This window comes from Enterococcus sp. AZ194, from assembly GCF_051713825.1.
Lineage (GTDB): Bacteria > Bacillota > Bacilli > Lactobacillales > Enterococcaceae > Enterococcus_K.
In genome coordinates this window covers 2,732,255-2,754,243 of record NZ_JBIOQR010000001.1, presented here as the reverse complement: position 1 = coordinate 2,754,243, position 21,989 = coordinate 2,732,255, and the positions used below count along the sequence as shown (strand labels likewise).

General features: G+C 37.8%; 19 protein-coding genes and 1 pseudogene. All 20 read left to right on the top strand.

Going from position 1 to position 21,989, the window contains the following annotated elements; genetic code table 11:
* Positions 1 to 224: 224 nt before the first annotated feature.
* The 20 genes and pseudogenes from IGI37_RS13010 to IGI37_RS12915 all read left to right on the top strand — a co-directional run bounded on the left by IGI37_RS13010 (position 225) and on the right by IGI37_RS12915 (position 21,978).
* Positions 225 to 1,661, top strand: coding sequence for a glycoside hydrolase family 1 protein (locus tag IGI37_RS13010; protein ID WP_438762400.1), 1,437 nt, complete (start codon positions 225 to 227; stop codon positions 1,659 to 1,661).
* A 276-nt stretch (positions 1,662 to 1,937) separates the two neighbouring features.
* Positions 1,938 to 4,400 carry a DNA translocase FtsK gene (locus IGI37_RS13005; protein WP_438762399.1) on the top strand — a complete coding sequence of 821 codons (2,463 nt, stop codon included), beginning with the start codon at positions 1,938 to 1,940 and terminating at the stop codon, positions 4,398 to 4,400.
* Between the two features lie 213 nt (positions 4,401 to 4,613).
* The gene (locus IGI37_RS13000; protein WP_438762398.1) at positions 4,614 to 5,204 is read left to right on the top strand and encodes a hypothetical protein; all 591 of its coding nucleotides are present in this window, start codon (positions 4,614 to 4,616) and stop codon (positions 5,202 to 5,204) included.
* A 188-nt stretch (positions 5,205 to 5,392) separates the two neighbouring features.
* Positions 5,393 to 6,034: pseudogene (locus IGI37_RS12995) on the top strand (IS607 family transposase).
* Positions 5,976 to 7,169, top strand: a complete 1,194-nt coding sequence (locus IGI37_RS12990) for an RNA-guided endonuclease InsQ/TnpB family protein (RefSeq protein WP_438762397.1) — start codon at positions 5,976 to 5,978, stop codon at positions 7,167 to 7,169. Before IGI37_RS12995 ends, IGI37_RS12990 begins: the two are co-directional and overlap by 59 nt.
* Positions 7,170 to 7,354: 185 nt before the next feature.
* On the top strand, positions 7,355 to 8,056 hold the full coding sequence (locus IGI37_RS12985; protein ID WP_438762396.1) for a GntR family transcriptional regulator: 702 nt from the start codon (positions 7,355 to 7,357) through the stop codon (positions 8,054 to 8,056).
* A gap of 763 nt (positions 8,057 to 8,819) precedes the next feature.
* The gene (locus IGI37_RS12980) at positions 8,820 to 9,569 is read left to right on the top strand and encodes an ABC transporter ATP-binding protein (protein ID WP_438762395.1); all 750 of its coding nucleotides are present in this window, start codon (positions 8,820 to 8,822) and stop codon (positions 9,567 to 9,569) included.
* Entirely contained in the window at positions 9,559 to 11,385 is a 1,827-nt protein-coding gene (locus IGI37_RS12975) for an FtsX-like permease family protein (RefSeq protein ID WP_438762394.1), read from the top strand. The genes IGI37_RS12980 and IGI37_RS12975 overlap by 11 nt, the downstream gene beginning before the upstream one ends.
* Before the next feature lie 139 nt (positions 11,386 to 11,524).
* Positions 11,525 to 11,848, top strand: coding sequence for a hypothetical protein (locus IGI37_RS12970; RefSeq protein ID WP_438762393.1), 324 nt, complete (start codon positions 11,525 to 11,527; stop codon positions 11,846 to 11,848).
* Positions 11,849 to 12,351: 503 nt separating this feature from the next.
* A complete protein-coding gene (locus tag IGI37_RS12965; RefSeq protein ID WP_438762392.1) occupies positions 12,352 to 13,119 on the top strand; it encodes a hypothetical protein in 768 nt (255 codons plus the stop codon).
* A gap of 155 nt (positions 13,120 to 13,274) precedes the next feature.
* Positions 13,275 to 13,676, top strand: coding sequence for a DUF5071 domain-containing protein (locus IGI37_RS12960; protein WP_438762391.1), 402 nt, complete (start codon positions 13,275 to 13,277; stop codon positions 13,674 to 13,676).
* Positions 13,677 to 14,086: 410 nt separating this feature from the next.
* Positions 14,087 to 15,577, top strand: a complete 1,491-nt coding sequence (locus IGI37_RS12955; RefSeq protein ID WP_438759380.1) for an IS1182 family transposase — start codon at positions 14,087 to 14,089, stop codon at positions 15,575 to 15,577.
* A gap of 265 nt (positions 15,578 to 15,842) precedes the next feature.
* Positions 15,843 to 16,061 (top strand): PLDc N-terminal domain-containing protein, encoded by a 219-nt coding sequence (locus tag IGI37_RS12950; protein WP_438762390.1) that lies wholly within the window; start codon positions 15,843 to 15,845, stop codon positions 16,059 to 16,061.
* Between the two features lie 2 nt (positions 16,062 to 16,063).
* The gene (locus IGI37_RS12945; RefSeq protein WP_438762389.1) at positions 16,064 to 16,984 is read left to right on the top strand and encodes an ATP-binding cassette domain-containing protein; all 921 of its coding nucleotides are present in this window, start codon (positions 16,064 to 16,066) and stop codon (positions 16,982 to 16,984) included.
* Positions 16,981 to 17,745, top strand: a complete 765-nt coding sequence (locus tag IGI37_RS12940; RefSeq protein ID WP_438762388.1) for an ABC transporter permease — start codon at positions 16,981 to 16,983, stop codon at positions 17,743 to 17,745. Before IGI37_RS12945 ends, IGI37_RS12940 begins: the two co-directional genes overlap by 4 nt.
* A 237-nt stretch (positions 17,746 to 17,982) precedes the next feature.
* Positions 17,983 to 18,696 (top strand): ABC transporter ATP-binding protein, encoded by a 714-nt coding sequence (locus IGI37_RS12935; protein WP_438762387.1) that lies wholly within the window; start codon positions 17,983 to 17,985, stop codon positions 18,694 to 18,696.
* Positions 18,689 to 19,480 carry an ABC transporter permease gene (locus IGI37_RS12930; RefSeq protein WP_438762386.1) on the top strand — a complete coding sequence of 264 codons (792 nt, stop codon included), beginning with the start codon at positions 18,689 to 18,691 and terminating at the stop codon, positions 19,478 to 19,480. The genes IGI37_RS12935 and IGI37_RS12930 overlap by 8 nt, the downstream gene beginning before the upstream one ends.
* Entirely contained in the window at positions 19,480 to 20,205 is a 726-nt protein-coding gene (locus tag IGI37_RS12925; protein WP_438762385.1) for an ABC transporter permease, read from the top strand. The genes IGI37_RS12930 and IGI37_RS12925 overlap by 1 nt, the downstream gene beginning before the upstream one ends.
* Before the next feature lie 64 nt (positions 20,206 to 20,269).
* Complete coding sequence (locus tag IGI37_RS12920) at positions 20,270 to 20,965, top strand: response regulator transcription factor (RefSeq protein ID WP_438762384.1); 696 nt, start codon at positions 20,270 to 20,272, stop codon at positions 20,963 to 20,965.
* Positions 20,962 to 21,978: an ATP-binding protein gene (locus IGI37_RS12915; RefSeq protein WP_438762383.1), complete on the top strand. Its 1,017-nt coding sequence runs from the start codon at positions 20,962 to 20,964 to the stop codon at positions 21,976 to 21,978. Before IGI37_RS12920 ends, IGI37_RS12915 begins: the two co-directional genes overlap by 4 nt.
* Positions 21,979 to 21,989 lie beyond the last annotated feature (11 nt).

Sequence of the window (21,989 nt, the reverse complement as noted above, 5' to 3'; positions counted from 1 at the left end):
AATGCATTTGAAACAAAAAATTCGATTGGTTAGAGAGATTGGGGCAGCACTTTACAAGTTATGTCCCAACCTCTGAATAACCGATCGATTTTTTTATGACTTATCAGAATAAAAAGTCTATATTTTTATGGTTTCATCTCTATTTTTTTCTTTGAACTAACTGACGTTCCATGGTATTCTAAATGTGAGGTACACAGACATAGATATAAGAGAGGAAGAATCAAATGGAACACAAAAAACTAGCTAGTTTTCCAAAAGATTTCCTATGGGGTTCAGCTTCTGCCGCTTATCAAGTAGAAGGTGCTTGGCAAGAGGACGGCAAGGGCGTTTCTGTATGGGATGAATTTGTCCGTATTCCTGGAAAAACATTTAAGAGAACAAATGGTGATATGGCAGTTGATCATTATCACCGTTATAAAGAAGATATTGCTTTAATGAAGGAACAAGGGTTAAAAACGTACCGCTTTTCGGTTGCTTGGACGCGTATTTTCCCAAACGGCCGTGGCGAAGTGAATCAAAAAGGTTTGGACTTTTATCATGACTTGATTGATGAGTTAAGAAAAAATGAAATTGAACCCATGCTGACGTTATATCATTGGGACCTGCCACAAGCGTTACAAGACGAGTATGGTGGTTGGGAATCAAGAAACATTATCGCTGATTTCACAAATTATGCAGTGACACTATTTGAAGAATTCCGTGACAAAGTACATTACTGGGTCAGCCTAAATGAACAAAATGTCTTCACCTCGCTGGGGTATATGCTTGCTGCACATCCACCAGGGGTCCAAGATCCAAAACGGATGTACGCAGTGAACCATATTGCCTTTCTAGCTAATGCGACCGTTATTAATAAGTTCCATGAAATGGCTATGCCTGGGAAGATTGGGCCGAGCTTTGCCTACACGCCAAACTATGCCATTGATAGTAATCCAAAGAATGTTCTTGCCGCAGAAGATGCAGAAGATTTGATGGCGAATTACTGGATGGATGTTTATATGTGGGGTAAGTATCCAATTGCTGCTAGAAACTATCTGCTTGAGCAAGGATGGGCGCCAACAATTGAAGACGGCGACCAAGAGCTTCTGGAATCAGCAAAGCCTGACTTCTTAGGCATTAATTATTACCAAACAGCTACCAATATGTTCAATCCGCTAGATGGTGTGGGTATGGGTAAAATGAATACCACTGGCCAAAAAGGAACCTCTGAGGAAAGTGGAACACCAGGAATGTACAAAAAAGTCGACAATCCATTCGTGGATCGAACCAACTGGGATTGGGAAATTGATCCTGAAGGGTTGAGAATTGGCTTGCGCCGGATTACAAGTCGTTACCGGATGCCTGTGATGATTACGGAAAATGGTTTGGGCGAATATGACAAGTTGACCGAAGAAAACGAAATTCATGACGAGTATCGAATAAAATACTTAAGCAGTCATGTCCATGCAATTCGCGAAGCCATTTCTGATGGGGCAACTGTCCTTGGATATTGCACATGGTCCTATACTGACTTGTTAAGCTGGTTAAACGGCTATCAAAAACGTTATGGTTTTGTTTATGTTGATCAAGATGAAAATCAAAACGGTAGTTTGGCTCGTTATAAAAAAAATAGTTATTACTGGTATCAAGCAGTCATTCGTGAAAATGGCGAAAATAGCTAGAATCAAATAAACTGTTTATTTAATTAAATTTTCCAACTGTTCCTCTGTTTAGCTAAACTTGCTGAATAGAGGTTCTTTGTCTCGTGAAAATAAACGAAATAAATCACATAAAATGCAAATAAACGTTCTCTTTATTCAGTAAAAGCTTTTATTTCAGATTAAATGAAAATAAAATCCTGAGTAAAAAATGAAAGAATGGAAAATTTATGAAAACAAAACTTTTGTTCGCCTTCTTTTTTTTGTATAATGGAGAGTGATGAAAAGAGGGATGGAAAAATGGCGAAACGTAAACGCCCAACTAAAAAACGCAAAACAAAAAAACAAGAGAAACAACAAGAACAATTAGTAACGATTCTTTTAGGATTTGTTTTTATCCTTTTTGCCATATTCGGTCTACTAAAACTAGGATTTTTAGGTACACTTATTGCTAATGGCTTTCGAATCGTTGGAGGAAATACCTACCCCATTTTATGTAGTATATTAATTGTTTATGGTGGCTGGTTAATGATAAAAAACACACAAATTACTTACGGCCAGCCTAGAAGATGGGTCGGAGCGATTCTTTTTTATGTGGCCGTTCTCTTATTTTTACATGCGCAATTATTTGGCAAAATACAAAATGGTGACCCAAACATCATGGGAACAACTTGGGATATGATCGCAATGGATATTCGAAGCGGAAAGATTGTCCAAAATGTCGGAGGGGGCATGATTGGGGCCTTGGTTTATAGTGGGACTTATTTTATGGTCTCCCAACTAGGAAGTTATATCTTAGCAACTCTGTTTGGTTTGGTCGGCCTGTTTTTGTTTAGTATGCGAGACATTCATGAGGTGACTGATTCAATCCAATTAGTAGGCGAAAAATTGCATGATTTGTTTGCTGGAGACCCAGAAAAGCAAGCCTTAAAACAACAACAAAAAGAACAACGCAAAGAAGAGCGTGCGCGAATTCGCGAAGAAAAAAAAGAAGCAGCACGTGCGCAAGCAGAAGCACAATATGAGGAGCAACAAAAGAACCAAGTCCGTCCGTTATCAGAGGGCGAGCGTTTAGCAAAAGAACAGATTGAGCCTGCTGAATTTGAGCCAGAACAGCTTGATTTGGGCTCAATCATTGATGGGTATCAAGAAAACCTACAGTCAACTGATGACTATTTATACGATGAACCTGAACCAATGCAGTCACAGGGACAGACTTCAAGTGCTTCTAGTCAACACGCATCAATGGATGAGACAGGTGATCTTGAAGATACGGGTGATTTGAATTTTGAGATTCGTGCAGAAACGGAAAATCGAGATTATGAGTTACCACCAGCTACACTCCTCGATTCAATCCCAGCGACGGATCAAAGCAGTGAATACAAAAAAATCGAAAAAAATATTGGTGTTTTAGAACAGACCTTCCAAAGCTTTGGTGTGGACGCCAAAGTAGTGAAAGCAAGCTTAGGGCCTTCTGTAACCAAATTTGAGGTTCAACCAGCAGTAGGAGTAAAAGTTAGTAAGATTGTCAGTTTAACGGATGATATTGCGTTAGCGTTAGCTGCTAAAGATGTCCGAATGGAAGCACCAATCCCAGGGAAATCATTAATTGGGATTGAGGTTCCAAATAGTGCCATCAGCATGGTCTCATTTAGAGATATTATTGAAGCACAGCCAAAACACCCAGATAAACTGTTAGAAGTTCCTTTAGGAAGAGATATTTCTGGCATGGTTCAAACGGCAGATCTCTCTAAAATGCCCCATTTACTTATTGCAGGATCCACAGGGAGTGGGAAATCAGTTGCGATAAATGGAATTATTACCGGAATTTTGATGCAAGCAAAACCTCATGAAGTCAAATTGATGATGATTGATCCAAAAATGGTAGAATTGAATGTGTACAATGGAATTCCGCATTTATTAACACCGGTTGTAACCAATCCAAGAAAAGCCGCACAAGCATTACAAAAAGTGGTGCAAGAGATGGAAGAACGTTACGAAAAATTTGCAGCTACTGGTGTTCGAAATATTTCTGGCTACAATGAATTTGTTGCTCAGAAGAATTTAGAAATGGGTGAAAATCATCCAACTTTACCATTTATTGTCGTGATTGTAGATGAGTTGGCCGATCTGATGATGGTTGCCAGCAATGAAGTGGAAGATGCGATTATTCGTTTGGCTCAAATGGCTCGAGCAGCTGGAATTCACATGATTTTGGCAACACAACGACCAAGTGTTGATGTCATTACCGGAATCATCAAAGCAAACGTGCCGTCAAGAATGGCCTTTGCCGTTTCTAGCGGGACCGATTCTAGAACGATTATTGATAGCAATGGTGCCGAAAAACTCCTAGGTCGTGGGGACATGCTCTTCTTACCAATGGGGGAAAACAAACCGATTCGTGTACAGGGTGCTTTTATTTCTGACCATGAAGTGGAAAGAATTGTCGATTTTGTGACCGACCAACAAGAGGCTCGTTATGATGAAAAAATGATGCCATCAGAAGAGACAGCTAGCGTTTCTCCGGACAACCCACAAGATGACTTATATGAAGAAGCGAAAGCCTTGGTGATTGAGATGCAGACAGCCAGTGTCTCTCTTCTTCAACGACGATTCCGTGTCGGCTACAACCGTGCCGCTCGTTTAGTTGATGAATTAGAAGCACATGGCGTTGTCGGTGCTTCTGAAGGAAGTAAGCCGAGAAAAGTTTTGATTGAGCAGACAGAAGAACCTGAAGCAGATTCTCTACCAACAAATGAATAAACCAAGTTAAGAATAAGTAACAAAATTTAAAGCATATCATCAGTCTAAGAGACGGGTGTTATGCTTTTTTCGATGTTTGCTAAGTAAAAAAACAATCTTCTGTATTCATGTATCATAAAATAACTATTGATATTTATGAAGAAAACATTCAGAATAAGTGAAGATAGTCACACTCCTAAATAATAGTGGCTCAATCATGAGAGGGGGGTAACGATGCATCGTATACATAAAAAACAGATAGGTATAGGTTTATGTCTTTCATTTCTTCTTATTAGCTTGGGATTATTTATTTATAAACAACTGAAACCCAAAAACGAAGAGGCAAGAACTGAAGCCTCCACGAGTCAGAGTACAACACAAGAAAAGGTGCCATTGAGTGACGAAGCATACATCGAACAATTTCTTCACACGTTAAAAGATGAGGAGCTCCTTTTGAATGTCAATAAGGCCTATCAGATTGATGAAGCTTCTTCTATACTTAAACCAAGTTATGAACTAGCAGAGAGCATTATTGAGTTTGAGGTTCAACCAGAGACTGGAACATCTTCGCCCGATTTTGCACCAAATGAGTGGAGAACAGGAAAAATTATCTATTTTGCTAGTGCGGAAAATCGCCAAAAATTTCTTGATGCCCGCGCGGAAGATAATCAGTTTATTGATTATTCGATGATTAATACCAATGAAATTAATCCTCTAGTGATTGCTCACAAGGATCGACAGATTGTGTTGGAGCTGAATCAATTTATCTGGGCTCACTTGATTGAGAAGTATCAAAGGATATTTGCAGAAGATCTATCAATTTAATCAAGGAGTTTAAGCTTCTATTTAGATTTAGGAAAGCCTGGTCAAATCTCATGTAGTTTATGTAGAATGTTGGCAAATAGAATGTTATTATGTTTGTATAAACTATGCAAAAGGAGTAAGTAAACAGCAGGCAAATTTATACACAAACAGTCAGTTATGAGTTGTAATTATCATGAGGTGAAAGTATTATGATGAAACCAAAACAAATGGCATTACGATTGGGAGTGTCAGTAAGAACGTTGCAACGCTAGGATAATGACGGAACATTAATCGCGCATCGTTCACCTAAAAATCGAAAATATTATACAGAAGACCAGTGTTTAGCTTATAGTAAAGCGGATAAGAACAGTGAGAAAAAAGCCTATTGCTTATGCCAGGGTTCCTAACGTAGGGCAAAGAGATGACTTAAAAATTAAGTGGCGTTTTCAAGAAATTTTGCGAATGCAAAAGTAATCATTCTGGATGATGTTATTGTAGATATTGGCAGTGGTCTTAACTATAAACGAAAAAAGCAAAATCTCTTGTTAGACGAAGTAATGGTGGGAAACATTGGTACCATCTATGTCACGTTCAAAGATAGATTTGTGCGGTTTGGATAGGATTGGTTTGAAAAGTTATGTTCGAAGTTCGATACAACAGTTGTCGTATTGAATAATCCCAGCTTATTCCCTCAACAAGAACGGGTTGAGGATTTAATTTCAATCATCCATGTTTCTAGTTGTCGTATTTATGGACTACGAAAGTATAAAAAGAAGATTGAAGGTGATAAAGATGTTAGTGGCGTACAGGACAGAAATTCTTCTGACGGAAGAACAAAAAGGAAAGATTAAGCGAACTATTGGGGTTGCACGATATGTGAAGAATTTTTATATCGCCCATAACCAAGAAGTGTATAAAGCAGGCGGAAAATTTGTATCGGGTAAGGATTTCTCTAAATGGCTAAATAATGACTATATTCCAAATAATCCTGATAAAAGTTGGATAAAAGAGGTTTACGCAAAATCAACGAAGCATGCCATTATGGAAACCGAAAGGGCGTTTGAAAGATTTTTTCAAGGAAAAGCAAATTTCCCTAAATTTAAAAAGAAAAAACGCCAAAACGTTTCTATGTACTTTGTAAAAAATGATAAAAGAACCATTATTAAATGTGAGCGACATCGAATAAAAGTACCTTCCTTAAATTGGGTTAGATTGAAAGAAAAGGGCTACATTCCAAGACATGATGAACATCATATTATAAAGAGTGGAACAATTAGCCAACAAGCTGACCGCTACTATCTGTCGGTACTGGTGGAGCAAGACGATTCAACTCAAGTGTCAAATGAAAAAATCAACGAAGGTATTGGAATTGATTTAGGGATAAAAGATTTTGCGATTTTATCTAATGGCGCAACCTATAAAAACATAAATAAGTCAGGGAAGATACGAAAACTTGAAAAGCAACTAAAGAGGCAACAACGCCAGCTATCGAGGAAATACGAAAGTGAAAAAAGGCGTACAAAAAACAAACATTTAAAGAGAGGAGAAGCTACTCGCAAAAATATCGAAAAACAAGTCTTAAAGGTACAGAAACTTCATAAACGTTTAGCTGATAGTCGGAATGATAAACAAAATAAGATTGTATCTATCTTGGTAAAAACCAAACCAGCATATATTACAATTGAAGACTTGAATGTGAAAGGTATGATGAAGAATCGCCATCTTTCAAAAGCAGTAAGAGACCAATCCTTTTATGCATTCCGTAAAAAATTAGAAGATAAATGTAAAGTATCTACTATCGAATTACGGATAGTGGATAGATTTTATCCAAGTTCAAAATTATGCCATAAATGTGGGGATAAAAAAGTGGGCTTGAAGTTATCTGAGCGCATGTATCATTGCGATAACTGTGGATATAAAGCAGACAGAGATTACAACGCCAGTCTCAATTTGAAAGATGCGAAGAAATACAAAGTACTCGCATAAACACGCAACTTTGTAAATGTACCGATGGCTTAGTCGGGAATTAACGACTGTGGAGAGCGACACAAACCGTAGTAGTGAGCAAATGACGAGGCGGAGTTCAACGAAGCAGTAATTCTAAAAGTGTGAGCTTTAGAGAAATCTCGATATAGATATATTTGTCTATATTTTGAGTAGCAGATGAATAGATGAAGCGAAAAAGTGTCCTTTATTTAGATATTGCTGACCAAATAAAAGAAGATATATTTTCTGGAAAATACCCAATAGGTAGCTTGCTACCTACAGAATCTGAGCTTGAAGCGCTGTTTGGTGTGAGTAAAATCACGGTTAGAAATGCGATTGAACTGCTAGCAAGTGATGAATATGTTGAAAAGAAAAGTGGGCGTGGTACCACTGTTTTGAGCAACCGCCCTTACAACAAACTCTCTAAGGCTGGTAGCTTTACACAGATTCTTAACAAGACAGGACTGGATGTACAAAAGAAAAATCTTTCATTTGAAGAAGTTTCTCTAACTCCAGAACAGTCTGCTTATAAGTGCTTTGGTGAAAAAGCCATGCGTTTTTGTCGACTATACACGCTAGATCATCAGCCATATATTTATTTTGAATACTATCTACCGAGTTCATTGACAGATGTTACACTTGAATCATTTGAACAAGAATCTTTATACAGAATCCTTGACCAACGCGGATTCAAGATTGAGCGTTTTGAGGATGGTTTTAAAGCGGCTATGCTGACCTTTGAGCAACAGAAGTTTTTAGTCACCACCGAAACAGCTGGACTTCTTAGAACGCGTCATGCCATTAGTCCTCAAGGCAAAGTGATTGAATACTCAGAAGCATTATACAATACTTCACTCTATCCATACTTAATTGAATATGAAGCCTAATTTGTAGGAGGTTGGGACATAACTTATAAAGTTATGTCCTAGCCTCTTTTTATCCGAATAAACGGTGGGTACAGAAACAACTCCATCTGCACTCCGCCCCATCAATTTCTAAAGGTGGAACACCTTTAGAACTGATGGACTGCGTTCCGCTCTCAACAACTTCTACGCATGGGACATGCTAGAGTTGAAGGTCTGCACTACGTAAAAACCATACTCCGATCTCATCAATCTCTAAAGGTGAAACACCTTAAGAATTGAAGGACGTTGTTCCGCTCTCAACAACTTCTATGCATGGGACATGCTAGAGTTGAAGGTCTTCACTCCGTAAAACCACTTCGATCTCATCAATCTCTAAAGGTGAAACACCTTAAGAATTGAAGGACGTTGTTCCGCTCTCAACAATTTCTATGCATGAGACATGCTAGAGTTGAAGGTTCTTATTGCTGTAAAACACAACGAAGCATGAGTTGATGTTGCACAGTACCTACTCGGTGCTGTAAAACACAACGAAGCATGAGTTGATGTTGCACAGTACCTACCCGGTTCTCGGAGTTAAACACTTCTGTCCCAACCTCTTTTTTATTTTGACCATTCATCAGACTTCTTACAAGTAAGAGGTAAAAACTCTGAGTGACATTCCTGCGATAAAAGTGAAAGGTAACGTGACGGAATTGTTAGGTAAATGTTATTTCAATCACACGCACAATAAAAAACTTAAGCGTAAACTAAGTCCATACAAGACAGAAAGTAGAGGAGAATGACTATGTTAACCGTTCAACATTTAACCAAAACTTATGGAGAGACTATTCAATATCAGGCGCTTAAAGAAATAAATTTAACGATTGAGGATGGTGAATTTGTTGGGATTATGGGGCCGTCTGGAAGTGGCAAATCGACATTATTAAACTTATTGGCGACCATCGATCAACCAACGAGTGGGGAGGTTCTCTTGAATGGGCAAAACCCGAATCGTCTGAACCCAGAACAAATTGCCCAATTTAGACGAAGAGAGCTTGGTTTTGTTTTTCAGAGCTTTAATTTGATGCCGACATTAACTGTTGAAGAAAATATTATTTTACCACTGACCTTAGATGGTGAAAAAGTCAGCGTCATGAAACAAAAATTAAAAGAGATTGCACCACGATTGGGTATTGAAACGTTACTCAAAAAACGTATTGCTGAAATATCAGGTGGTCAAGCGCAACGTGTGGCAGTCGCTAGAGCGATGATTCACCAACCAAATTTATTATTAGCCGATGAACCGACAGGAAACCTAGATACAAAATCTTCCAAAGATGTGATGGGCCTGTTGCGTCAGCTAAATGAAGAAGAAAAAGCCACGATTATGATGGTCACCCATGATCCTCTTGCAGCAAGTTACTGTAAACGAATTGTCTTCATTAAGGATGGCCAGCTGATTCATGAGATTTCAAGACAAACCAGCCAAAAGCATTTTTATGATGAAATCATGGTAGAGCTTTCTCGAATTGAGGGGGTTGACAATGAATTTTAATCAGTTTGTCGTACGGAATACCCTACGCAATAAGCATTTATATATGGCCTACTTTTTAAGTACACTAATGTCTGTGATGGTTTTCTTCACCTTTACCGTCTTTGCCTTTCATCCAGATTTGACTTCAGGACTAAACAAAAATGTTCAAATTGGAATGTTAGCGGCAGCAATCATCATCTATGGGTTTGCTTTTTTCTTTGTCCTATATTCAATGGACGTTTTCTTACAATCACGAAAAAAAGAATTTGGTCTATTGATGATTCAAGGGATGAGCCCCAAACAGTTAAAAAAGATGGTCTTTATTGAAAATTTAGTCATTGGCTTTTTCGCCACAATTTGTGGAAGTGTTTTAGGAATCGGCTTTTCTCAAGTGATTCTTTGGTTATCCAAACAATTGATGCATGTCACTTATGGCTTCTATTTTCCAACACAAGCCCTTATTTTAACCATTGTTTCGTTTCTTTTTTTATTTTTCTTAATCTCGTTTTTCATTCAATTTCGTTTGCCACGTTTAACACTACAAGAACTATTAAAAGCAGGGGAATTAGGAAAAGGAACCATTAAAGCCTCTAAAGTTAAAGGGTTTCTTGCACTCCTGTTATTAGCTGTGGGGTATGCAATTGCCTTAGCGACACCGGGGCAGCTCGTTCCGATGGTCATGATTCCGGTCATTTTTATCGTAGTAGTCGGAACACGTTTTTTCTTTAATCAATTGAGTGTGTTACTAATTGAAGGATTCAAAAAGAAACAGTCACTCTTTTGGAAAAAGACCAATATGGTAGTTTTTTCTGATTTGGCTTTTCGTATGAAGGACAATGCGCGCTCCTTTTTCTTGGTGTCAATTATCTCAACAGTTGCCTTTGCTGCAATTGGTACGTTGTATGGCTTTCAAAGTTTGATTCTGGAACAAACCAATGCCGTTTCTTATGAGTTTCAGGTGCAAGGAGATCCCAAAGAAGTCAAGGAGTTGGAAACGTCTCTTAATCAAGTGCTCGTAAAGGAAGGTGTCGATACTCGCGCGGCTTCAGCAACAATTTACCAAAATGAAAATAACCAACAGTTCATTACCCAAACAGAATATAACCACATGGCTGAGCTAGTAGGAGAAAAAACGCTTTCAACCTCAACGAATTCAGCTGTGGAAATCCGATCAGTCAACGCAATGGTTCAAACGAAGCAAAAGACAGATTCCATCAAAATTTCAAATAAAACTTTGGCTGTTTCAACTGTTGAGGATACCAAGGTGATTCCAGCGTACCAAGAAACCTTTGTTGTGCCAGATACACTTGATCTTTCAGGCATGGCTCAAACAAAACTGACGAATTGGCAACCAAAATCTGCGAGTCGCGAACAATTATTGGCAGTCGGAAAAGCCTTTGAAGGTCAGCCACAATACATCTTTGCCAAAACCTATTCTGAGCAGTCGATTCTAGATATGTTTAAACCTATTCTTTTTGTCGGCGTCTTTATCGGGATTGTCTTCTTTATTTCAGCCGGTAGTTTCCTCTACTTCCGTCTATATAGTGATATGGATGTTGATGTTGAGAAGTTCAAGATGATCTACAAAATGGGCTTGTCAAAATCTGAGCTGAAAAAAATGATTTACCAACAAGTTGGCATTCTCTTTTTCACTCCGATTATTATTTCAGTCATCCATGGGGCAGTCGCTCTTACTGCGATGTACCACATCTTTAATTTGGGAATGCAGTTGACTGGTTGGCAAGTGCTAGGGACCTTTGTTGTGATTCAAGCCGTTTATTATATAATTGCCCGAACTTTCTACTTTAAGAAAGTCTATCGACAAATACAAGTGTAATAGAATAAGCTGGTCTTTAAACTAAATCGATTAAACAAATGAGTTTAAGAAGTGACAGGAGCAATCCGATAATTCGACTTCTTGAACTCATTTTTGTTGTATAATGAATGTATCACTCACAGTAAGGAGTCCTGTACAAATGATTAACGAAGAGAGCTTTGAAGAAATCGGCTTAACGATTGTCAATTATCCAATCGCTATAGAAGAAGGGCTGCCTGTCTATGCCGGTCATCTAAAGGAGCTACCGATGATAAATGCTTCAGCAAATTCGAAACAACAATTTATTAAGGAACTGTCTGAAAAATATCTTGCGTATCGTGAAGAGCATATGGAAGAAACCGAAGAAGTTGAAACGGCACACTTACGCCTCGACGAATTACTCAGATATTATGATGGCGAGACCTTTGATGGTTTTGATCTAGGTTTGAATTATTTAAACAAAGATGAAACGACGGAACGATAAAACGTTATTTTTGGCGAATCCGCAAGCAAAACAGTAGCGATTTTTTATGAGGAACATTGAGATTTTGTGTCCGACCAGAATGGTTGGAGACAGAATCTTTTTTGGTCTTTATTCCCTAAAAGGGGAAATTTAATTGGCAAATAATTAGCTCGCGGTTTTTTTGTCAAAAACATGGATTATTTTTCGTTTTTTTGCTTGATATACCCGGGATAATATTGACAGAGAAGGGCGAATAACGTAGTATATATAATGATTGTTTTTTATTAAATATACTGATTAGAAAAAATTTTATACAAAGACTGTCGTTTTGTCAAAAAACGATTGCTTCATAGAGGTGATCAGGCATGTGACAAGGTCTAATGAATGAATCACTCTGACAAATTGTCATCAAGCTTTTATTTCGTTATTTTAAGCATTTGTTTTTTTTAGAAATGAGGAATAAGAGCATCAAAATATGATGATTTTGTCTGATGGATTCGATAAAAAGGAGGCACGATAAATTTATGCTTTGGTTTTTATTGATTGGCTGCGTATTTATTCTTTCGTTGTCCGGCATACTGATTTATCGGACATTTGTTCAACATCAGCTAGATCAGGTGAAAATACCTAATGATGGTGCAACGAAAAAATTTAAAAGAAAACTGGCCTTTGTAAAACAACGAGAAACGTCAAAACATGTGATGTACTTGATTATCTGGGGAATGGGTGTTCTGATTTTTCTGTTATTTATGATGGTATCCTTATACATCGTCGAGACGAATCGTACTAATGAGATGTCTACGCTAAAATCTCAAGTTCAAGCATTGAAAAAGGAACAACAATTTCTTATCGAAAAAACGGACTATCCCATTCAAGGACTTGGTTTTGCAGATGCGAATTGGGAAGGCGTCTTATCTGGAAAAGATAGTAAGAAAATAAAAGAGACGATTGAAAAAACGATTACCGAGAAACTGACACCATACATTGGTCTTCCAACTGTGGTATTGTTTGTCGATTCACCCACACAAAGTATCTCCATCTCAATTACCACTGAGGAATCAGGGGAAAATCAAGTTCGCTTGAAAAAAACAATTGAGGCGTTCGTGAAAGATTTGCAGTCTGTTGATTTGATTGCTCAAGTTCAGTTTGAGTTAGTAAAGTCCAAAGAAGAAAAAGCAGCGGCCTTGTATACCGTAATCTATGTTCGAGAAGAGGCTGGGCAAGAGTTTAAGGTTATGCTTGACTCTGATGAGGAAGCAAAACAGGCAAAAAAAGATAGCGAAAAAAAATAGACATAGACAGTAAAGAGGTTAAGACCTAACTTATAAAGTTGGCTCAACCTCTTTTTTTGATGAGTTATCAAGTTCTGGCACTAATCGCGTGGCACCTGCCAAAATAGTTTCATCTGTTCAATAGGTTAGCATTACATTATAGAGGAGTGTATTTTATGAGATTAGAGAACTTAATTCCCGTAGATAAGTTTGACGATAGTCAAATAGATGAGTTAAAGACCATAGATAGACATACCGTAATGCCTATTCTTGATCAGCTACTAGTTTGGTTACAAGATTTAAATTGCCCAATCGCACAAAAATTTTTTGATGTATTGCCCAGGTTTCAGGCTGAGCTTACCCCATGTATCTTAGAGATACTTTGCTCCGATGACGATATGTGGAAAAATGATGTACTGCGTTTAATTGAAAACTTTGAGTTGGAGACTGTCCGTATAGTCGAACCAGAAATTAAGAGGATAGCCAACAAACCTACAGTGGGAGAACTTTCAGAGGAGACGCCCGTTTATGCAAAACGTATAATTGATAAATTTATTCTGGGGGATTTTAAAGACTAATCAGCTCAATCACACCAATACATTTAATGAGATAACCAAATGAGTGCGATTTTTTCTCGAGAGGTTAGGCGCAGAAGTGATTGAGGGAATACGACAAGTTAAGGATTTTTGTCAATCTGCCAAACGAATATTTTGCCCCGATTATTAAACGACTCTTTGCTCTTTTATTTTGCCATCCAGGTTACTATTCACAACCAAATTAAGAAAGGGACACTCGAACATCAGATTTCCCCTTAACAAAAATAGAGAAGCGCATCTATGTCGAGGCTGCTGAAAAAGTCTCTGACAATTTTACAAAAATAAAGAAAAATAGTGGTTGAGAAAACGTCTATTTTTCTTTTTTTTTGTATAAAAAACCCATTGTATAGCCATTTATTGGTATAATAGAAGAAGTGGAAGGAGTGTTTTAAATGCTAGATAAGGGACGTCAAACGAGCTTAGAAGTAGGCATGTATTCAGGTTTATATGATATTTTGATTGAAAAGGATAATTTTTGGAGACAAATCAATGAAACGGTTGATTTTTCTTTTATTTATGCTGAAGTAAAACAAAATTATTCAGAAACAGCTGGTCGGCCAGCTGAATGCCCCATTCTCCTCTTTAAACTAATCTTATTAAAAACCTCGTATAAGCTATCAGACCGCGATTTGATTGCTCGTTTACGTACGGATATGCAAATGAAATACTTCCTAGAATATGAACCAGAAGAAACTGAATTTATGGCTCCTAGCTTACTTTCTAAGTTCCGTCACCTACGCTTGAAAAATACGAATCTATTGGACTTACTTCTCACAAAAACTGTCGAAATCGCCTTGGACAAAGGCGTAATTGAAGTGGAAAATAAATTAATTCAAGATTCTACCCACTCGAATGCCATGTTCCAACACGTTTCGCCAAGAGAAGAAATTATCAAACGAGCGAAAGAAGTAAGAAAAGCCGTGTATGCTGTTGCCCCTCAAATGAAAGAAAAAATGCCAAAGAAAAAGGAACATACGGGGATCCTTGAAGACACCCTCCACTATGCAAATGAAGTGATAAAAGTGATTGAAACAGAGGGTGGTTTTGATAACTGCACAGCCGTGATGGAGCGAATGAATTACTTAAAAGAAGGCATCGAAGAAACAGAGGGAGCGTTTGAATTTTCTAAAGATCAAGAGGCAAAAGTTGGGCATAAGACGGCGGACACCGCTTTTTTTGGCTACAAAACACACCTTGCTTTAACTCCTGAACGAATCGTTACAGCCGCGACGATTACCAGTGGCGAAAAACCTGACGGCAAAGAAATGAAGACACTCGTCGAAAAAAGCCAACATGCAGGGATTGAAGTCAAGGCAATTATTGGAGATGGTGCGTATTCAGAGACGGATAATTTGAATTACGCAAAAGCAAACGGAATGAAACTAGTATCGAAGTTAAGTAAGTCAGTCACTCATGGGAATGGAAAAAACAAGGATAAATTCGCGTACAATAAAGATGCAGAAATGTATGTTTGCCTAGCAGGACACATGGCAATTAAAAAGAGAAAGTCAGGAAGTAAATGCGATAAAAAGGGAGTAGACTCGCGTGTAGAGGCCTATTTCTTTGACGTGGAAAAATGCAAAAGATGTCCGTTTCGCGAGGGTTGTTATACTGATGGAGCGAAAACAAAAACTTTCTCAGTAAAAATAAAGTCAGATACACATATCGCTCATATGGATTATATGGAAACCGAAGAATTTAAAGAGCTTTATAAAGAGCGGTATAAAATAGAGGCTAAGAATGCGGAGTTGAAAGGTCGATACAATTATGGAACCGCACAAAGCTGTGGTCTATTAGGGATGACCATCCAAGGGGCGAGTACGCTGTTTTTAGCTAATATGAAACGAATTATCAAGTTAGAAAAGGAAAATACGGGGAAATAGAGGGTAGATTCCCTTTATTATTATGAAAATACACAAAAAACAGTGAAATTCTTTTTTTTTGAAGAATTCCACTGTTTTTTTGTGAGTGTTTTTCAGCAGCCTCATCTATGTCTTCTTCTTTTTTTATTTGCAAAACAATATCGCTTGTATTAATATATATAATACAAACATCGAATGATAAACTTTGTTTGATTCTGCCCATTGGTTTGGGACGTCACTTCTTATGGACAGCTGATTTATCTATCATTATATGGAGGAGAAAACGATGAACACAACGATTGACCTAGCATTTATAAAAGAAATACTGCCGTTTCTTATCCCTTATGTCCTACTTGAGTTAGGGTTAGCTATTTCTGCACTGATACATATTTTACGTCATCCGCACTATAAATTTGGCAATAAATGGTTTTGGATTCCAGTTGTGTTAATTCTACAAATTATTGGACCCTTAATCTATTTTATTTTTGGAAGAGGGGAGGAATAGTTTTGTTTGCATTAGAAATACAAGGAGTCAAAAAAAGCTTTAAGCAACAAGAAGTTTTAAAAGGGGTCAATTTACAGGTGCAAGAAGGGTCGATTTATGGGTTTGTAGGTGAAAACGGCGCTGGAAAAACGACGACTATGAAAATGATTGTCGGATTGGCTCCCATACAAGAGGGCTGTATCCAAGTATTTGGGATGCCAGTACAGTTTGGTCATGCCACAACAAATAAGCTGATTGGTTATTTACCAGATGTGCCTGAATTTTATTCCTATATGACATCAAGAGAGTACCTAATTCTTTGTGGAGAACTAACTGGGATGAGAAAACAGGATATAAAAAAGAGAAGTGAGGAACTTCTCACATTAGTCAATTTGGCCGATGAAAAGAAAAAGATTGGTGGTTTCTCTCGTGGGATGAAGCAACGTTTGGGCATTGCACAAGCCTTGTTAAACCGCCCGCGTTTATTGATTTGCGATGAACCCACCTCCGCACTAGATCCGATGGGCAGAAAAGAAATCCTCGATATTCTATTGTCGCTAAAAGGGCAAACAACCGTTTTGTTTTCTACTCATATTCTTTCTGATGTTGAACGTATCTGCGACTCTATTGGTATTCTTCACAATGGCGTGCTGCAAACGAGCGGCTCAATTGAAGAGTTGAAAAAAGTGTATGGCCAAGAGGGAATATCGGTCACTTTTGAAACAGAAGAAGAGATGAAGCGACTGCTAACAAAACTCACTCAATTGATGCCTACAATCACTAGTGAAAAAAACGGGACCGTCGTTTTTCTAACCAGTGAACACTCATTGGACGAGTTAGGTCAACAGCTAATGACTCTGCTGTTAGATGAGCAAATCGTTCCACTAGAGTTTAAACAATCGGCATCGACTTTAGAGTCAATCTTTTTGGAGGTGGTGAAATGAGCAATTATTTTTTCTTTTTAAAAAAGGAACTAACAGAGGGAATAAAGACCTATAAGCTGCCAATTCTAGCATGTATCTTTTTTATCTTTGGTATCTTAAGTCCCATGACTGCAAAATTTCTACCGACTCTTCTTCCTAGTCTCTTAGGAGATGATCTGAACCTTGAACTGCCTGAGCCAAGCTCACTTGATTCTTGGACGCAATATTTTAAAAATATGAATCAATTAGGCCTAATTGTTGTGGTTCTTATATTTAGTGGTATTCTCAGCACGGAGCTTGAGAAGGGGACCTTAGTCAATTTATTAACAAAAGGTCTTTCTCGAACTACCGTAATCTTCGCCAAGTACTCTGCTATGATTTTCGGCTGGACGCTCAGCTTATTGGTCTCCTTTCTTGTCACTTGGGGATATACAGCCTATTATTTTTCGGATGCAAAGAGTCAGCATCTTTTTGCGGGAATCTTTCCACTCTGGTTATTTGGTTGCTTAATTCTTAGTATGTTGATATTTGCCGCAACCTTGGTTGAAAAAAACTATGCTAGCTTACTGATAATGGTCTTATTTGCTGGAGCTGGTCTCGTTTTATCCATTAGTAAACGAATAGCAAAATTTAATCCCTTCTCACTGATTCAAAATAATCTGGCATTCATACAGGGAACAGATTCCTTGTCTGATTATCTGCCAGCTTTGTTGATTTGTTGTTTAGGAATCCTGGTATTGGTGTTTTTTTCCTGTAAACTCATGAAACAGAAGATTCTATAGGAAAACGTCACCGTTTAAAACGAGTGGCGCAAATAGTATCAGTCAGAAACAATCGAAAATAGAGAATTACTCAGAAAAAGGAACAGCTGCTCAAGTCAAATGATCAGCTGTTCCTTTTTTTTGAGGGATGGTTGCATTCTCCCGACTTTATCAAAACTTTATTTTCTATATATGAGACGTTTATTTTCCTTTGGTACCTTTAAACTAGATGCTAAACAACGAGTGGAGGAATCAATTATGAAAAATATTATCATTAAGAATCTTTGCAAAAATCATCAAGGACAGCCCATTTTGAAAAATCTTTCTTTTGAGGCAAAATCAGGAAGAGTAACGGCTTTTTTAGGCCCTAATGGTGCTGGAAAAAGTTCGACATTAAGAATTTTGCTGGGATTGGATTTTGCTTCATCAGGGACAGCTACTTTTGGGAATCAATCCTATGTTGATTATGAGAATCCATTACAAGCAGTGGGTGCAGTGTTTGATGGGCTAGCAGGGGTTCCTTCTCGAACAGTGACTACTCATTTGAGGTTATTAACACTGAGCAATCAAATTCCCAAAAGCCGTATTCATGAAGTATTAGAACTAACCGGTTTAGAAAAGAAAAGGCGCGCTAAGCTAAGTTCACTTTCCTTAGGTGAAGGCCAACGATTAGGCCTAGCTGGAGCGTTGCTTGGCCATCCACAATATCTTGTTTTGGATGAGCCGACAAACGGTCTTGATCCAATGGGCATGCGTTGGTTTCGTAAATTTATTCGATCTCAAGCAGACGAGGGGAAAACTATTTTGATGTCTTCACATTTTCTAGCAGAAATTGAGGAAATCGCTGATGATGTAGTCGTCATTCATGAAGGAGAATTGAAAGAGTCAGGGACCATGCAATTTGTTAAGCAACGTCTAAATTCATTGGAAGATGTTTTCTTTTCTTTAACAGGGGGAATGGACCATGACTAAATACCTCAATCTAATGCAAGTGGAATTCATTAAATTGCTCACCCATAAAATAGTTTGGATAATCGCTGTAATCGTTTGTCTCATCCAACCGTTATTAGCCATGATTAATGCAAAAGATATCCTACGATTAGGATTAGATGCCTCTCCTTTGACTCATCCAGAATTAGCGCAAGCACTTCCTTCAGTGGAATATTTAGGAATTTATGATGTGTTACCGTTTGGCTTACTTCCCATGATTGTATTAGGAGGAATTCTTGGGGCAAGTGAGTATCGAAATCATCAACTGCGAAGGACTTTTTTATATGCCAATAGACGCGTTCAATTATTTCTTGTAAAAATCAGCTGTTTAGGCATCTGCGTTTTGATCCTCTCGTTTGTATCGATCTATTTAACAACAGTGGTTACACATTTTTACTTAGGAGACTTAGGACTGAATCCAGTCGTGCTTAGTGTGATTACTTGGAAATTTATAGGCTACTCACTTGTTGAATGGACACTCCTAACGCTTTTATCGTATCTCATAGCTTCGGTTTGTCAAACAGCACTGGTCTCCTTCCTTTTTTTAATTCCACAGGTTTATCTCCTTGCCTTTGAAGGGAGCTCACAATCGGGATGGCGTGAGTATTTACCTATAGTCGCAGGAAAATTCCTAAGTGCAACGCCTGTTGATATGGTCAAACACGCCCCGGTAAAAGGGAGCTTATTGTTATTAGCTTGGTTACTGATTCTATGGAGTATAGGTCTTATAGCATTTTGTCGAAAAGAGGTTGGAGGGAAATTCTAATGATTAACTACATACAAAGCGAGTTCATTAAATTTATTTCTTTCAAAGGAGCCCTCTTTGGGTTTCTAAGTGCGATATTTCTACCAGTAGCGTTACTTATCTTCGCCATTATTGGCAACAAAGAAGCTTCATCTGCGCATTTGTTAGGTATTAGTCTTCATTGTCTTTACTTAGGTCAACTGGCTATCATCAGCTCAACAGCTAGCTATGTTGGTCAAGAGTATCTGAACTCTGCATTAAGAACCACCTTATTAAGCACGCCACAACGTTTCAAACTGATAGTCGCCAAACAGAGTCTTTTGTTTTTTGTTTCAAGTAGCTCAGCTATCCTATCAGGCCTTTTTTGTCTGATTGTACTTGGGCTGAATTTTCCAGCTATCGGAACTGTCTCAATCCTACTTAGTAACTACAGCAAATATATGATTCCAATCGTTTGTAGTTGGTCAATGCTAGGCGTATTCGCAGGAAATCTGGTACTGATTACTAAGTCGTTCATCTGCCCAATAGCGCTCTTTTTCCCGTTAATTTTAGGAGCAAATAAAATGCTCCTCTCATTTTCTGAATCGATGCGTTTTCTTCCAGATTTAGCAACAATGAATCTTTTTCAAGTTGAGAGCCAGGCGTTATATTTAGAACCGGCTTTCGGACTTTTTGTTCAAGGTTTATGGGGTGTGATAGGGTTATCTCTGGCAATTTTCCTCTTTAAAAAAAGAACGGTACGTTGATACTAACTTTAGCTTCCTGTTATAATAAGTATCTGGTTTAAAAAGACATAGGGAGGGAGAGCCAATGTATTTACTGAAAAAGAAATTACTCGTTATTGAAGACGAGCTAGATTTAGCGACCCTGATAAAAAAATATCTTGAGCGTGAACATTGTCAAGTTGAACTCTGTCGGAACGGCCACTCTGCAATGTCTCTATTTGAAAGATTTCAACCCGACTTTCTACTATTAGATTTGATGTTGCCAGATAGAAACGGATTAGATATTCTACAGGAGATTCGTAAAACGTCTACAATCCCTGTCATAATTATTAGTGCAAAAGAGACAGAAGTCGATCGTATAGTGGGTCTAAAGCTAGGTGCCGATGATTATCTAACAAAACCATTTTCTATTAAGGAATTAATTGTGCGGATAGAAACAATTTTTAGACGAATGGAGACCTTCACTTCAAACACATCGGCACAAGCCGTTTTAAAATTTCATGACTACGAAATCAACCTACTTTCTCGTGAGATTAAGAAGGACAATACACCCATTCAATTAACAACCAAAGAATATGATTTATTTGTATTTTTGCTTCAACATCCTAGGCAGGTTTTTAGTAAAGCGCAATTATACGAGCAAGTCTGGGGAATCAATGAATATGGGGATATGAATACAGTAACTATCCATGTTCAAAAAATCCGTGAAAAATTAGGTAGCCTTCATGAAATCACAACTATTCGTGGAATTGGTTATCGTTTTGATGGTGCAGTGGTATGAAAAAAAGTCTGATTTACCAGTTAATAACTAGTTGTTATCTTTCCTGTCTGTTAGCCGTGTTTATTCTTTTTTTAGTCATGGATTCAAAAATTTTATTTCTTCCTATACTACTTATCACGGGCCCGTTTATGTTGTTAATTATCTATACTGTACAATTAATCAAAAAGAAAATTATTTTTCCGCTAGATGATTTAACTCGTGAGGTAGAAAGGATAGAGCAGGGGGATCTAACAAACAAAATTCACTCTTCTTCAGCGGATGAAATAGGTCGGTTCATTTCTGCATTTGATAACATGAGAGAGGCTTTGTATAAACAACAAAAAAAGCAGGATTCTTTTGAGAAAGAACGTAAAAATTTTGTCACCAGTATTTCACATGACTTAAAAACCCCACTGTCTTCACTTTACGCGTATGTCGAGGCTTTACAGGATAATGTATTGACCACTGAGGAAGAGAAGATGAGCTGTTACAAACAAATGGAGAACAAGTTGTCAATTTTAATGGAGCTCTCGTCCAATTTAAATCTGAGCTATGAAACACCTGAAGACATCGAACTATCCCTAGAATCTGTTAATTGTTATCTATGGGCAACTGACTTTTTAGATGATCTTTCAAGTGAATGTCACCTGAAAAACATTCCTATTCAGATAACTAATCAGCTGACCACTCAAACAACTTCTCGGATTTTAATAGATGGGTATCAATTGGATAGAGCTTTGCTGAATCTTACAAGCAATGCGTTTCGTCATTATGAAACGTGGGTGAAGCTTTCAACCTCTATCGAAAATGGACGATTTGTACTCAGGATAAAAAATGATGGTGCAAAAGTAAAAACAACGAATATCAACCAATTATTTGAGCGATTTTATACAGAAGAAGAGCCAAATGAGCAGGGACATCTCGGCTTAGGTCTTTCTATTGCCAAAACGCTCATTCAGAGTATGAACGGAACAATTGCTGGCAAACAAATAGATGACCAAATCGAATTCAACATTTCTTTTCCTCTTGAGTGAATGCTCTTGAT

Bases quoted from the DNA above. Each gene is read 5' to 3' on its own strand.
- IGI37_RS12925 (WP_438762385.1), top strand. From the start codon at position 19,480: ATGATTAACTACATACAAAGCGAGTTCATTAAATTTATTTCTTTCAAA.
- IGI37_RS12990 (WP_438762397.1), top strand. From the start codon at position 5,976: ATGTTAGTGGCGTACAGGACAGAAATTCTTCTGACGGAAGAACAAAAA.
- IGI37_RS12950 (WP_438762390.1), top strand. From the start codon at position 15,843: ATGAACACAACGATTGACCTAGCATTTATAAAAGAAATACTGCCGTTT.
- IGI37_RS12955 (WP_438759380.1), top strand. From the start codon at position 14,087: ATGCTAGATAAGGGACGTCAAACGAGCTTAGAAGTAGGCATGTATTCA.
- IGI37_RS13010 (WP_438762400.1), top strand. From the start codon at position 225: ATGGAACACAAAAAACTAGCTAGTTTTCCAAAAGATTTCCTATGGGGT.
- IGI37_RS12960 (WP_438762391.1), top strand. From the start codon at position 13,275: ATGAGATTAGAGAACTTAATTCCCGTAGATAAGTTTGACGATAGTCAA.
- IGI37_RS12920 (WP_438762384.1), top strand. From the start codon at position 20,270: ATGTATTTACTGAAAAAGAAATTACTCGTTATTGAAGACGAGCTAGAT.
- IGI37_RS12985 (WP_438762396.1), top strand. From the start codon at position 7,355: ATGAAGCGAAAAAGTGTCCTTTATTTAGATATTGCTGACCAAATAAAA.
- IGI37_RS12980 (WP_438762395.1), top strand. From the start codon at position 8,820: ATGTTAACCGTTCAACATTTAACCAAAACTTATGGAGAGACTATTCAA.
- IGI37_RS12930 (WP_438762386.1), top strand. From the start codon at position 18,689: ATGACTAAATACCTCAATCTAATGCAAGTGGAATTCATTAAATTGCTC.
- IGI37_RS13000 (WP_438762398.1), top strand. From the start codon at position 4,614: ATGCATCGTATACATAAAAAACAGATAGGTATAGGTTTATGTCTTTCA.
- IGI37_RS12970 (WP_438762393.1), top strand. From the start codon at position 11,525: ATGATTAACGAAGAGAGCTTTGAAGAAATCGGCTTAACGATTGTCAAT.
- IGI37_RS12975 (WP_438762394.1), top strand. From the start codon at position 9,559: ATGAATTTTAATCAGTTTGTCGTACGGAATACCCTACGCAATAAGCAT.
- IGI37_RS13005 (WP_438762399.1), top strand. From the start codon at position 1,938: ATGGCGAAACGTAAACGCCCAACTAAAAAACGCAAAACAAAAAAACAA.
- IGI37_RS12940 (WP_438762388.1), top strand. From the start codon at position 16,981: ATGAGCAATTATTTTTTCTTTTTAAAAAAGGAACTAACAGAGGGAATA.
- IGI37_RS12915 (WP_438762383.1), top strand. From the start codon at position 20,962: ATGAAAAAAAGTCTGATTTACCAGTTAATAACTAGTTGTTATCTTTCC.
- IGI37_RS12965 (WP_438762392.1), top strand. From the start codon at position 12,352: ATGCTTTGGTTTTTATTGATTGGCTGCGTATTTATTCTTTCGTTGTCC.
- IGI37_RS12935 (WP_438762387.1), top strand. From the start codon at position 17,983: ATGAAAAATATTATCATTAAGAATCTTTGCAAAAATCATCAAGGACAG.